This window comes from Rhodococcus sp. IEGM 1306 (genome assembly GCF_036541985.1).
In the GTDB taxonomy this organism is placed as follows: Bacteria; Actinomycetota; Actinomycetes; order Mycobacteriales; family Mycobacteriaceae; genus Rhodococcus_F; species Rhodococcus_F qingshengii.
In genome coordinates this window covers 329,664-342,111 of sequence record NZ_JAZHFF010000007.1, presented here as the reverse complement: position 1 = coordinate 342,111, position 12,448 = coordinate 329,664, and the positions used below count along the sequence as shown (strand labels likewise).

13 protein-coding genes are annotated in these 12,448 nt (G+C 61.4%); 6 read left to right on the top strand and 7 right to left on the bottom strand.

The features are described 5' to 3' along the window. Position 1: 1 nt before the first annotated feature. On the bottom strand, positions 2–1,126 hold the full coding sequence (gene sfnG, locus V3587_RS21700; RefSeq protein WP_007730790.1) for a dimethylsulfone monooxygenase SfnG: 1,125 nt from the start codon (positions 1,124–1,126) through the stop codon (positions 2–4). A gap of 98 nt (positions 1,127–1,224) precedes the next feature. Between sfnG and V3587_RS21695 the strand changes: the two genes are divergently transcribed. Further along, entirely contained in the window at positions 1,225–2,445 is a 1,221-nt protein-coding gene (locus tag V3587_RS21695; RefSeq protein WP_007730789.1) for an SfnB family sulfur acquisition oxidoreductase, read from the top strand. A gap of 6 nt (positions 2,446–2,451) precedes the next feature. On the opposite strand, the gene V3587_RS21690 is transcribed toward V3587_RS21695, so the two are convergent. Continuing rightward, positions 2,452–3,114, bottom strand: coding sequence for a TetR/AcrR family transcriptional regulator (locus V3587_RS21690; RefSeq protein ID WP_007730788.1), 663 nt, complete (start codon positions 3,112–3,114; stop codon positions 2,452–2,454). Positions 3,115–3,233: 119 nt separating this feature from the next. Here V3587_RS21690 and V3587_RS21685 point away from each other — a divergent pair, with 119 nt between their 5' ends. Together V3587_RS21685 and V3587_RS21680 are read left to right on the top strand one after the other, a co-directional pair. Then, the gene (locus V3587_RS21685; RefSeq protein WP_003942889.1) at positions 3,234–4,628 is read left to right on the top strand and encodes an MFS transporter; all 1,395 of its coding nucleotides are present in this window, start codon (positions 3,234–3,236) and stop codon (positions 4,626–4,628) included. Positions 4,629–4,634: 6 nt separating this feature from the next. After that, positions 4,635–5,630: an ABC transporter substrate-binding protein gene (locus tag V3587_RS21680; RefSeq protein ID WP_007730787.1), complete on the top strand. Its 996-nt coding sequence runs from the start codon at positions 4,635–4,637 to the stop codon at positions 5,628–5,630. Here the strand turns inward: V3587_RS21680 and V3587_RS21675 are convergent. Further along, positions 5,617–6,444, bottom strand: coding sequence for a helix-turn-helix domain-containing protein (locus V3587_RS21675; protein ID WP_030536057.1), 828 nt, complete (start codon positions 6,442–6,444; stop codon positions 5,617–5,619). The two genes, V3587_RS21680 and V3587_RS21675, sit on opposite strands and share 14 nt — an antisense overlap. A 140-nt stretch (positions 6,445–6,584) precedes the next feature. Here V3587_RS21675 and V3587_RS21670 point away from each other — a divergent pair, with 140 nt between their 5' ends. Together V3587_RS21670 and V3587_RS21665 are read left to right on the top strand one after the other, a co-directional pair. Further along, positions 6,585–7,253, top strand: a complete 669-nt coding sequence (locus tag V3587_RS21670; protein ID WP_007730785.1) for a DsbA family protein — start codon at positions 6,585–6,587, stop codon at positions 7,251–7,253. A gap of 146 nt (positions 7,254–7,399) precedes the next feature. Further along, complete coding sequence (locus V3587_RS21665) at positions 7,400–7,831, top strand: MarR family winged helix-turn-helix transcriptional regulator (RefSeq protein ID WP_003942924.1); 432 nt, start codon at positions 7,400–7,402, stop codon at positions 7,829–7,831. 54 nt (positions 7,832–7,885) lie between these two features. On the opposite strand, the gene V3587_RS21660 is transcribed toward V3587_RS21665, so the two are convergent. Continuing rightward, positions 7,886–8,578: an alpha/beta hydrolase gene (locus tag V3587_RS21660; RefSeq protein WP_007730784.1), complete on the bottom strand. Its 693-nt coding sequence runs from the start codon at positions 8,576–8,578 to the stop codon at positions 7,886–7,888. 174 nt (positions 8,579–8,752) lie between these two features. Here V3587_RS21660 and V3587_RS21655 point away from each other — a divergent pair, with 174 nt between their 5' ends. Further along, entirely contained in the window at positions 8,753–9,661 is a 909-nt protein-coding gene (locus tag V3587_RS21655) for an AraC family transcriptional regulator (protein WP_283383828.1), read from the top strand. Positions 9,662–9,663: 2 nt separating this feature from the next. On the opposite strand, the gene V3587_RS21650 is transcribed toward V3587_RS21655, so the two are convergent. The 3 genes from V3587_RS21650 to V3587_RS21640 are packed head-to-tail and all read right to left on the bottom strand — an operon-like array spanning position 9,664 to position 12,319. Further along, a complete protein-coding gene (locus tag V3587_RS21650) occupies positions 9,664–10,392 on the bottom strand; it encodes a YdcF family protein (RefSeq protein WP_030536059.1) in 729 nt (242 codons plus the stop codon). 55 nt (positions 10,393–10,447) lie between these two features. After that, positions 10,448–10,975, bottom strand: coding sequence for a hypothetical protein (locus tag V3587_RS21645; protein ID WP_007730781.1), 528 nt, complete (start codon positions 10,973–10,975; stop codon positions 10,448–10,450). 60 nt (positions 10,976–11,035) lie between these two features. After that, on the bottom strand, positions 11,036–12,319 hold the full coding sequence (locus tag V3587_RS21640) for a PucR family transcriptional regulator (RefSeq protein WP_007730774.1): 1,284 nt from the start codon (positions 12,317–12,319) through the stop codon (positions 11,036–11,038). Positions 12,320–12,448: the final 129 nt, after the last annotated feature.

The window sequence follows — 12,448 nt, the reverse complement described above, 5'->3', positions numbered from 1 at the left end:
ATCAGCCGGCGGTGACGAGCACCTGCTCGTCGCTGTCGGCTGCTTCGAGTTCACGAACCAGCGGAAGCACCTTGGCCCCGAAGTATTCGATCTCCTCCTGGAAATGCAGGAATCCGCCGAGAATCAGATCGACACCGCGACGGCGATATTCGACGATCCGATGCGCGATTTGTTCCGGCGTGCCGATCAGTTGCGAGCGGAAACCGTCGTTGTACTGAACCAAGTCCTCGAACGTCGAATCCGCCCACATCCCGTCCTTGGACGCGGTCGATGCGCCGGCCTGTTGGACTGCATTCTTGAATCCCTCGACCGCAGGGCGGTTGGCCTTGGCGATGATCTCGCGCAGTGTGTCCTTTGCTTCCGCCTCGGTGTCGCGGGCGATGATGAATCCGTTGAGCCCGAACTTGACCTCCCGATCGTTCTCACGAGCAACACGGCGAACGTCGACCAACTGTTCGGTGACGCCGTCGTAGTCCTTGCCGTTACTGAAGTACCAATCCGAATACCGGCCCGCGTTCTCACGGGCTGCCGCCGAGTTACCACCTTGGAACAGTTCGGGATTGGGGCGCTCCGGAGTGTTGAGAGGCTTCGGCTTCAACGTGAAGTCGTGGATGCGGTAGAAGTCGCCGCGGAAATCGACGTCGTCCTCCGTCCAGATCTTCCGAAGAACCTGAAGGAACTCGGCGCTACGCCGATAACGCTCGTCGTGCTCGAGCCACGGCTCGCCTAGATGTGTGAACTCGTCCTTGAACCAACCACTGACGACGTTGACGGCAAAACGACCGTTCGACAAGTGATCGGCGGTAGCGCCCAGTTTCGCCAACACGGCCGGCTGCCAGAGTCCCGGATGCACCGCGGCGATCACCTTGAGCTTCTCAGTGGCCAGGAGAAGCGCAAGGCTGAAGCTCGTGGATTCGTGCTGGAATTCGGCCCCGTAGCTCGCCTCGTAACGTACCTGACTCAGGGCGTACTCGAAGCCGTTGTTCTCGGCGGTCTGCGCCAGCTTCTTGTTGTACTCGTAGTCCCAGCTGGTCCGCTGCTCGATGTCGGAGGTGACCAGACCACCACTGACATTGGGCACCCAGTAGGCGAACTTGATCTCGTCGGCGATACGTTCAGTAGACATGAAACCCAGCAAACATGCAGTTCCCAGTGGTTTCCAGGGTAGCGATCACACAGGTTGTAAGTGTTGGGTGGGTGCTGCGACTGTGAAACGGTGGCAGCATGACTGCTGTGGACATTCAGGAGATCGCGCACCGCATCACCAGCGAGGACGAGGCGCTCTCGGTGGCGTCACAGCTGTCCGACGAGTTCGCGGCAGGTGCCGGAGTCCGCGATGCGCAGCGCCACCTTCCCCACGACGAGGTTCGCACCCTGGCGCGGTCCGGCTTGCTCGGACTCTCGGTGCCGAAGGAGTTCGGTGGCATCGACGCAAGCACCGAGACGTTGGCCGAGGTCTTCCGCCTACTCGCCGAGGGCGATCCCAGCATCGCGCAGATTCCGCACAGCCACTTCACTTTCCTGGAAGCGCTCCGGTACCAGGGGTCTAACGAGCAGAAGCAGTTCTTCTACGCCGAAGCATTGTCGGGCAAGCAGTTCGCCAACGCCCAGAGCGAGCGCGGCAACAAGACCATCGACATCGACGGCACCACTCTCACCCCCGACGGGGAAGACTTTGTGCTCGAAGGTCGAAAATTCTATTGCACAGGAGCACTTTTCGCAGATTGGATCGTGGTGCGTGCCGCCAATGCGGATCAATTCACCGAGACCGGCGCACAGGTGAAATCCGCGGTCTACCTACCCCGGAATACTCCCGGACTGTCGATCGTCGACGACTGGGACGGCATGGGACAGAAGACAACTGCAAGCGGAACTGTGACCCTGGAATCCGTTTCGGTGCCGCGGTTCAATGTCGTACCATTCACGTCGCTCTTCACTCACCCGACCACCTACGGAGCACAGGCCCAGATCCTGCACGCCGCGATCGACACCGGCATCGCGTCGGCTGCACTGCGTGAATCCGTGAAACTCGCGGCAAAGGCGCGTCCCTTCTTCGAGGCGAAAGTCGATACAGCGGTGGAGGATCCACTGCTCGTTCAACTCGCCGGCGAAGCGGCAATCGAGGTTCGCGCTGCCAGATCCCTCTTGGCGGAAGCAGCGCGATCGATCGACGTGGCGCGTCGTGATCCCACCGAGGACTCCACGGCCCGAGCATCCATCGACGCTGCAACTGCCAAAGTGGTCGGCGCCAGGGCGTCATTGGCGGCCACGAGCACTTTGTTCGAGATCGGTGGCACCAGAAGCGCGGGCGAATCGGCGAACCTCTCCCGATTCTGGCGTGACGCGCGCACGCACACCCTGCACGATCCGACGAGGTGGAAGGTCCAGCACATCGGCCGGTGGACACTGTCCGGGACAATCCCACCGCGGCACGGACTGCTGTGAACACACTCAGTCGGAGTTCATATATCCGCTGATCAAGACTTCCAGTCCTTCCAAGTAGCTCTCAGTCGTCGTCCCTCCCGGCCAGTCCTCGAGCACCTCACTGAGCACCGGCAGTTTCTCGGGCCCGATTTCTCGGATCTTGACCGCGAGAGGTGACACGCTGCCTTCCGGTCGCGTAGTGGTGTCGTAGATGTTGAGCAATGCGCCGAGTGTGTAGTTCCACAGCGCTCGATAGATCAACAGTGCGCGACGAGGTGACATACCGAGTTCGACACACGCGGCCATCGCCCGATCGACCAAGACCACAGCGCCGCTCCCACCACGGCCACCGCGCTGAAGCAACTCGATGATCCAGCGCTCCGACGCCAGCTTTTCGAAGATCGCGGTGAAGATCGTGCGAAGCCGTTCGACCTGATCCTGCGGCAGGACCAGCGCGCCGAGATCTTGTGAGTACACATCGAGCACCGCGCTGATCAGCTGTTCCTTGTCGCCCACGTGCCGGTACAGCGCCATCGGCGTGGTGCCGAGCGACTTCGCCAACGCGCGCATGCTCAACGCGTCGGCGCCGCCGGTCTGAAGCTGCCGTTTCGCCTCGTCGACTATCTGCTCCGACGTGATCGTCGGGGGACGTCCGAGCCGCGGTGATCTCGGTTCCATCTTTTCGGCCATCCGTCGATTGTGCGCGCCCCTGCTACGACGCTCTCGCCCGGGGAACCCCTTGCATCTCAGTGGCCAGCAAGGTAAACCTAACTACTTATGAGAACGCGTATACAAATTAGGTACCTGCAATGACAACAACAACTCGAGCGGTAGCCGCACCGGCTCTGGTCCTCACAGCCGCCGCGGCAGCGCAGTTCCTGGTGGCCTTCGACATGTCGGTCATCAACGTCGCGCTGCCCGACATCCAGGAATCGCTGAACTTTTCCGACGCCGGGTTGTCCTGGGTCGTCAACGCGTACGCCCTCGCCTTCGGCGGACTGCTGCTTCTCGGCGGTCGTCTGTGCGACGTGATGGGCACTCGTCGAGTTCTGGTTTCCGGGCTTCTGCTGTTCGCCCTCGTCAGCATCGTCGGCACCTTCTCCGTGTCCGCCGAAATGCTTGTCGGAGCTCGGGCGCTTCAAGGCGTCGGCGCTGCACTGATCGCGCCGGCCGGGCTCGCCGCCCTCAGTCAGGCCTTTCCCACCGGACGCGCCAGGGCCAAGGCATTCGGCATCGGCGCAATGTCGTCAGCACTGGGCGGCGCACTCGGTGTCGTCCTGAGCGGCATTTTGACCGAAGGGCTCAGTTGGCGATGGGTGATGTTCGCCGGCGCACCAGTGGCCCTGATCGCCGCAGTTGCCGGTGCCCGCGGCCTGCCGGCCGGCCAAGCCGCCAGAGGCGGCTCTCTCGATCTCCCCGGAGCCATCTTGGCGACGGCCGGAATCACCGCCCTTGTCGGCACAGTGATCGCCACGGAATCACATTCCTGGACTTCAGGTTACGTGCTGGGTGGATTCGCGCTCACGATCGCGCTGCTCACTGCTTTCGTTGTGGTCGAAAGCCGCTGCGCCACACCACTGGTACGACTGTCCACCCTGCTTCGACCCCGAATCGGACTGGCCAACGCCATCATGTGCCTGGTGTGCGCGGCACAGTTCAGCGCGTTCTTCTTCGTCTCACTCTTCCTGCAACGCGGGCTGGGCTATTCACCGACCACCACCGGTCTGGCTTTCCTGCCCTTCTGCTTCGGCCTGGTGATCGGCATCCTCGCGTCCACCAAACTCCTTCCGCGCTACGGAGTTCGACCGCTGCTCGTAGTCGGGACAGCAGTCGCCGCAATCGGAACTTTCATGTTTTCGACCATGAACCTCGACAGTCCCTTCTGGGCCGTCATCCTGGTGCCTTCGCTTCTGGCGAGCATCGGCATCGGTCTGTCGTTCATGCCGCTCAGTAACGTCGCCACCGCCGACGCTCCCCCCGAAGAAGTCGGCATGGCATCCGGGCTACTGAGTACATCGCGTCAGATCGGCGGTTCACTCGGACTAGCCGTTCTCGTGAGCGTCGCCGCTTCCTCGACGGCACGTTCGGACAGCGCGCCGACCGAAGCACTGGTTTCCGGATACTCCCAGGCCCTCTTCGTCTGCTCCGGCCTACTGCTGGCCGGTACCCTCCTGTCCTTCTTCTTCCCACGAATGGATCGTTGACCTCAGATGTTCACCACCCGAACCGCATTCGGCATCGTCTCGGCGCTTCTCCTGACCGTCGCCGGCGCAAGCGCGTGCAGCAGCTCCGCCGAGTCCGACACCGCCTCTGCAACTCGCTCCGTCACCCACGAACTCGGCACCGTCGAAGTTCCGGCCTCACCGCAGCGCATTCTCGCGCTCGACGAGTACGCGGGGTTGAGTGCACTCGCACTCGGCGTGAAGCCCACCGTCGTCTACAGCACCCTGCGATCGGACGTCGCCAAGTCGATTCTGCGCGAGCAGGGCGTCGAAGTTCTCGACAAGCCGACTTTCTTCGCCAACCCCGCCGTCGAGGAGATCGCGTCCGTCGAACCCGACGAGATCTTGATGAGCAATGCCGGTCCACTACCGAGCCTGTTCGCGCAGATCAATTCCGTGGCGCCAACCTTGGTCCTCCCGTACTCGGCGCCGTGGCGTGATGTGCTCGAACACGCTGGGGCACAGCTCGATCGAGGCAGCGAAGCTACCGCCATGATCGGAAAGCTGGAATCCGGCCTCGAAGGCGTCAAGTCCGCGGCTGCCGGCCAGAGCCTTGCGATCCTTCTCGGCTACAGCGGAAACCTGTTCACCGTGCCACCGACCACTCCCATCTCCACACTGGTCACCGAGGCCGGATTCACCAGGCCGGCATCGGAAGTCAACGCGACCAACAATCAAGACACCGGCACGATTTCCCCCGTCTCGCCGGAACTCCTACCCGAGCATGCGGCGCAGACCGTCGCCGTACTTTCCGGGCAGCAGTACGACGCATCCATCGTGCGAAACACTCCACTGTTCGACAACCTGACACCCGATCCGGCGCACGCTCTGGACGTCAGCGGTGATCTCTGGTTCGGCAGCCATCCTTTTGCCATCTACTGGATCATCCAGGATCTGGACGGCATCGCACATGGCAAGGGGCAGAACAGTATCGGAACCCTCGACAGCGCCGACGCGCGATGGGCGGCATTCAGCGCGCTCTGACGTCCTGACGGAAGGTCAGCGGAGAAACACCCACCCGGGTGGCGAAGAACTTCGTGAAGTTCGCAGAATCGTCGAACCCCAACTTCGACGCCACCTGGGTGACCGTGTCCGTGCCGAAAGACAGCAGACGTTTCGCTTCGAGAACCACACGCTGATCGATGTACTGCTTTGCCGTCATCCCGGCAGCGGCTCGGGTGGCCCGCAGCACAGTCTTCTCGGAGTACCCGATCTTGTTGGCGTACTCCGAAACCGAACGGACCGTGGCGAAGTCACGTTCGACAACGGCATGAAACCTTTCGAACACGTCATTGTGCGCCAGCACGGAACTCTGTTCCTGTCCACCGAGATGGGTCAGTTTCAACAGAATTGCTGTCAGCGTGTGCCGCAGAATGGCCGCGCGAACGACCGGCGCGGAAGTATCCGGGCAGCCGTAGTTCAGGTTCAGGTGTTTCATACCCGTGCTGATGGTCTCGAGGTTCTCGCCGGACAACTGCCACGCTGCCTGCCGACTGCGGGCGTTCCCGTCCAACAACTGCTGGCTGACGGCATCGAGCGACGAGGGCGTGAACAGAACAACCGTCGCCTCGAAGTCCTGGATTCGCCCCCACTGTTGCACCTGCCCCGGTCTGACCCAGAACACGGTCCCCGGGCTCACCGCGTAGTTCACGAAGTCGATGGTGTGTAGCGCCGAGCCCTCGGTCACCAGCGCGAGCAAGTGAAATTGCGGACGTTGGGGGCCGACGAACTCTGCGCTTCCCCCGTTGATGCGAATGGTGTCCAGGCTGAGTACTTCGATCTCGGTCGCGTCAGCCACCGACGATGCGTACCCGACGTCCCGGACGGGTACTTGTCTGTTTTTCACTAGTTCGGGACTCATCTTCACCGTGACCGAATACCCGAATGCGACATATCGTCAGGGTATCAATCAGTTCACGCTCGGATAGGAATCTTCCAGTGCAGACATCACGCTCGGAAACAGCAGGCAAGACGCAACTCACCTACGTCTTCGACGCCTATTGCGGGTGGTGTTTCGGCTTCGGCCCTGCGTTGACGGAGTTCGTCCGTCAAAATGCCGATTCCATCGACTTGTCCGTGGTCAGCGGCGGACTGTTCACCGGTGAGCGCGTCGCGCCCATGTCTTCGGCTCCGTACCTGAAATCAGCCAACGCGACCATCGCCGCCCAGACCGGCGCTGTCTTCGGTGACGGATATTCACAACTGGTGACTGATGGGCGGTTCGTCATGGATTCGACGGATGCAGCGATCGGACTCGCCGCACTGCGCGCGCAAGATCCGACACGCGCCCTCGACATCGCGGAGGCCATGCAGATCGCGTTCTACCGAGACGGTCGCAGCCTTTCCGATCCCGAGACGTACCGATCCATCGCGGAATCCCTCCAACTCGACCCATCTGCCGCGGTGTCTTCCCTGTTCACCGCCGCCTCGAAGGATGCCGCCCGCGCTGATTTCGTCCGAGCACGCAGGCTCGGCGCCACTTCGTTTCCGACGCTGTTGTTCCACGGGAGCGACGGGTCCGTCGTGAAATTCGGTTCTCCGACCAGTACCGCGGCCGATCTCACCCGCGACCTGAACACGTGCGTGCGGGCGTATGCGGTGGCTTGACCCACCCACCTTGCGAGCGAAAGGTACGCCCGGCGCCTTCAGTACGCCGAACGTACCTTTCGCTCAGCGTGACTTCACCCAAATCACTTCGGCCCCCCTTCTGGTTTGATGAACACCGAACGAATCGCACCAAAGGGGAAACGACAGTGGTTTCAGATCCGATCACGGGCCTGGAGATGGAACTTGCCGACATGTGGCAACGAGGACGCGCCCAGGCGCGCACCTATGCGCGCGCAATTCATCCCAAACTCGATCCGGCGCTCTACCCGGTTCTGGTCATCCTGAACCGTTCGGATGCGGTGCGGATGTCCGACCTGATCTGCACCCTCGATATCGAGAAGTCCACCTTGACCAGGCAAATCGACGCCGCAGCTCGACTCGGCCTGGTGGAACGAATCCCCGATCCCGACGACGCTCGCGCCAAGTTGGTAGCTCTGACCCCTGAGGCGCGAACGAAGCTCACGACCATCCGCAATCACCAGATAGATCGCTGGCGCGCCCGACTCGCGAAATGGGATACGGACGACATCACCACGCTGACAGCGCTGCTTCACCGACTGGGCAGTTCCGAGGACTGACGACAAATTAGTCGTGATGGGCAGCCCACTCGAACAGCCGGACGATTTACGCCGTCACGACAATTCTGCAGCAGCACGCAGAATCAACTGGGTGACCTCGTGCGGGTGGGACGCCAAGGATGCATGGCCTGCGTCGAGTTCCTCGATCTCGCGGGCACCGATACGCTCTGCCATCCATCGCTCGGTTTCCGGCGGAATCATTCGGTCCTGCCCTGAAACCTGATACCAACTGGGCTTCCCACGCCATGCCGGCGGCCCTGACGGGTCCGAGAAGCACTGACCCGCAATGGGTTTCTGCGTCAGCGCCATGACCAATGCTTCCGTGTCGTCGAGATCCTGACTGAAACTCTCCTGAAACTTGTCCGGGGCGATCCACAAGAAGCCCTCGGCGTCCGGCGCGATGTTCGCCGCGCCCGCCGGCTGATCCGTGCGGGCGAAGATACTTCCCAGGCTGTCACCCTCGTCCGGCGCGAAGGCAGCGATATATACCAGTCCCACAACGTTTTCCGCATGACCCGCGCCTGTGATCACCGCGCCGCCGTACGAGTGTCCGACCAGCAGGGTCGGGCCGTCCATCGATTCGGCCAACTTCCTGGTCCGGTCCACGTCGTCGGCGAGCGAAGTAAGCGGATTCTGGACCGCAACCACTCGATGCCCGGCGTTGTGCAGGGTGGGTATGACGTGACGCCAATGAGAACCGTCTCCCCAGGCTCCATGCACCAGAACGATGTTTACCTTCTCTGTCATGACCAACTCCTCCAGATACGCAGTGCGACGAATACTCCGACGATCGGCAAGCCTTCGAAACCCAGACCTTGCCTGTTACCCACGTTAAGGGGATCCTGGATCAATAACCATGACCAGATTGCCAAGTTTTTGTGCAGAAACGCCGAATGCTCGAGACATCGGAGTGATCGATCCATGAGGACAACATCATCACAGCGGTACGTACCCACCACCGACGAGACTCGAACCCGGGACACCCTCTCGCACGTTCTCGAAGTCGTCCACCTTCGCGGTGATCAGATTCATCGCTGCGTCCACGGCGAGAACTTCACCGTGGAGGTACCCACGGGGGTGCGAGCACTTCACATTGCCGAGCACGGTGACATCGTGATCAGAACGCAGGGCAAAGCCCCGATCGAACTCGGCCCCGGGGAACTCGTACTGTTACCCCATGGGCTTGCTCATACGATCGAGAATGCGATGCCGATGCACACGAAAAACGAAACATGTTGGCTTTTCGGTACTTTCACACTCGACGACGTCGCAGCGCTGCGACTGCTGTCCGTTCTGCCGGACTTCGTCGAACTGCGCGCGACACAAGGAACCCCGGTCGAGTGGCTCGAGGTGAGCAGCCGACTGTTGGGCGCCGAGGTGGACGATCCGAAACCTGGTTCCTCCGTGATGGTTTCCCGGATTCTCGACCTTCTCTTCGTCCAGATCCTCAGAGCGTGGGCTCGAGCGGACGGATCGAACGGCGGATGGTTGACCGCAGCAATGGATCCACGAATCGGGCAGGCCCTCGAGGCCGTCCACAACGACCCGTCACGCAACTGGACCATCGACGAACTGGCGACGCTGTCCACCCTGTCGAGATCGTCTTTTGCGGAGCGCTTCTCGCGACTGGTCGGCCAGACGCCCGGCGCTTACATCACCGAGCGCCGACTCGACCGTGCCGCCGAACTACTCGTGCAAACCACCGAGCCGGTCGGAACCATTGCGATAACTGTCGGCTACGAATCCGATGCAGCGTTCAGCCGCGCCTTCCGTCGACGATTCGACGCCTCGCCGTTGAACTGGCGAAAGTCCAACTCCCACAATCACTGACGTCAGGTTGCAGCGATTACGCCTGCGACCGGGATCCGGCCGAGAACTGCAACGCGGAAGTCCACCATCGCGCGCTCCACGTGATTGGCGCTCGAGACCACAACCACGCCGGTCGCGCCTCGATCGGCGAGAATCCGCGCAGAGTTGATCGCATTCTCGACTGTCGACCACGAAGTTCCCTCTTCGGTGATCCGGCCCGGGTTGACGCCGTTGGCAACGAGCCATTCGCGCATTGCCCTGGCTTCCGTTACTCCGGCCTTCGGAGCCCCACCGCTTGTGATGATCGGAGACTGCGGGTACTGACGGGCCAGCTGGAGCGCCGCCTGAAGCCGGTCGACCAACATCGGACGCATCGTGCCGTCGTCGAAGAGGCCGGCACCCAAGACGACGATGTTCGTGCCCACGGGGTTGAGGTCGAGCAGCACGGGCGACTGGCGTGTCAGCGTCTCAGCACTCGTGCACGCAAGAATGAGAGACCGCACCGGTGTTTGGCAGCCGCCCACCGTCGACAGGATGCCGTTGACGACCGTCGTCGGAGTGATGTCGGCACTCGCTGTCGCCGGCGACAATCCCACTCCGGCTGCGGCGATTACCGAAGCAGCAATCAATCCCTTCGTCAGAGACCTACGAACATTTGCCATGTAGCCGAACCCCCAGATTGTCGATTGTCCAGCCCACGGTAACGAACATTTCGTCGCGATTGCATCATTTGACTCAAATTTACTGTTCACTGACCGTCACACAGATTAAACATAAATATTGGGCAACAATTCGGGTTCGAAACCGTCATCTACCAGCATCTCGAATCGACGCGCCTGCCGCGTTACCGATCTGAGCTGCAGCATCCCCGAGCAGGCCGGCGACACTGAACGGCAACAATTCGTTGTTGCAGATCACGATGTTGCATCCGGGTGTTCCTGCTCGCCCCGTCCCGACCATCGTGTCGAAGATCAATTCGGGGTTCGCGAAGCCGACGAGCTGTGACGGATCGTCGATGAGCGGACCACCCGACCCATGCACGGGAGGCCCGACGTACGGCGGCGGTGGAACGTCCACGATCGAAGCGACGACAAGCCGCAAGAACTCCTGGAGATAGAGATCCCGAGGCGCGTTCTGCCACACCGGATGCGAAACATACTTGCTCACCGGCGCATTCACGGAGTAGAAGTCCTCGCCCGCGTTCACCCAGGTCAAGAAGCCGTACCCCCCATTGGACGGAGAGGGCGCGGACAACTCGTCGAGGTAGGCGGAGTCGATCAACGTCTGATCACGCCACGCGCCTCGTTGCACCATCAGCTGACCCAGTCTGGCCATGTCTCCCGGCCGGATTGCCAATCCGAGAATCAGACACGTTCACAGAGAACCACAGACGCATCACGTTTGGGAAGAGTCCGCCTCCATTCCGAGCGCGCGACGCGCTCCCAGCGCCATGGTGACCTGTACAAGATCTTTCGGTGACGACAGGTCAAGTCCCGTCAGGGAACTCGCTTTACGCAGGCGGTACACGACCGTGTTCGGGTGTACGTGCAACTGCCGAGCGGTGGTAGCTCGATCGAATCCGGAGTCGATGAAAGATTCGAGCGTCTCGAGCACGGCAGGATCGGACTCCAACCGCGACAACACATCTGCGAGGATCGGCAGCGCAGCGCTCGGGCGGGTCAGTTGATACTCGACTGCAAGATCCTCGAGACGCACGACCCCACTTGTACGGCCGTACTTTCGGGCAACGTTCAGCACCTCGCGCGCCTGCGACACCGCTGCGGGAATTGCCGGCGGTGCCGCGACATGTACGGCGGCAACCGTCGATGCACCGATGACCTTCTCGAGATCACCCAATCGTCGACACAATGAAAGATACTGCGGACTCGACGCCCAGTTCCCCTCAGCGGGTTCCGATTCCACAATAGGAATCAGTACGGCTCCGCCACTGCTCCCGAGCACCCCGAGCGCTTTGTCACGCCCCACCTGATCAAGCTCTCGTTGCAGGTGGCGCACCTTTCTCCGCTCGGCGACGGCAGTGTCCACCTCGGTCGAGGACTCGTCGTCATTCCGTTCGACGTGCAGCGCCACCACCCAGTACAGGCGCGCCAACCTGATGCCCACATCGTCGGAGACCCGATCAACATCGACACCCGTCGAAAGTGCTACGAACAATGACCTTCGCGCAGAATCCTCGTCCGTCTGGGTGACATGGTCGGAACCGTAGCCGGCAAGAACCGCCGACGCGGAAGCCGCGGTGTATGCATTCAAGAGTCGTCCTGTGCGGGCAAGTGCGACACCGTCTTCCGGGACCGCCCATTCGCTGATGGTCTCCCACCACAGCCCGGCTGCCAAGTGATATGCCCGCAGCACCTCACCGAGCGGAACCAATTCCTGAGCCCGTTGGCGAGCCGATTCGCTGATGTCGGCGAGCAACTCGGGCGCCAGATCGGCGCCGGTCCGCAGCATCGAAATGAACAGTTCCAGATTGCGCCTCACGATGGTGGTGACGTCGTTACGTAATGCCTCGTCAGGGAGCAACCGGTAGAAGGTGACGTCGCGGTGGACCAGATCGACTGTCTCAATGACCAGTGGATGGGTGCGTTGCGCCAGTCGGTCGGCCAGAGATCTGCCACCAACCAGGATCGGCTCGAACGGCAGATCTTTGTTTCCTGACACAAAACCCTCCACAGAATTGAATTGCCACCACAAGGCCGACCTGCCTTTTTCCTATCACTATGTAACCCACGCCACTCACGAATTCACAATCAGCGGCGTAACTGGAAGTCCCACCTTCGACCAAGAGGA

Excerpts from the sequence above, each read along its gene's own strand:
- sfnG (WP_007730790.1), bottom strand. The coding sequence starts at position 1,126 with ATGTCTACTGAACGTATCGCCGACGAGATCAAGTTCGCCTACTGGGTG.
- V3587_RS21695 (WP_007730789.1), top strand. The coding sequence starts at position 1,225 with ATGACTGCTGTGGACATTCAGGAGATCGCGCACCGCATCACCAGCGAG.
- V3587_RS21690 (WP_007730788.1), bottom strand. The coding sequence starts at position 3,114 with ATGGCCGAAAAGATGGAACCGAGATCACCGCGGCTCGGACGTCCCCCG.
- V3587_RS21685 (WP_003942889.1), top strand. The coding sequence starts at position 3,234 with ATGACAACAACAACTCGAGCGGTAGCCGCACCGGCTCTGGTCCTCACA.
- V3587_RS21680 (WP_007730787.1), top strand. The coding sequence starts at position 4,635 with ATGTTCACCACCCGAACCGCATTCGGCATCGTCTCGGCGCTTCTCCTG.
- V3587_RS21660 (WP_007730784.1), bottom strand. The coding sequence starts at position 8,578 with ATGACAGAGAAGGTAAACATCGTTCTGGTGCATGGAGCCTGGGGAGAC.
- V3587_RS21655 (WP_283383828.1), top strand. The coding sequence starts at position 8,753 with ATGAGGACAACATCATCACAGCGGTACGTACCCACCACCGACGAGACT.
- V3587_RS21645 (WP_007730781.1), bottom strand. The coding sequence starts at position 10,975 with ATGGCCAGACTGGGTCAGCTGATGGTGCAACGAGGCGCGTGGCGTGAT.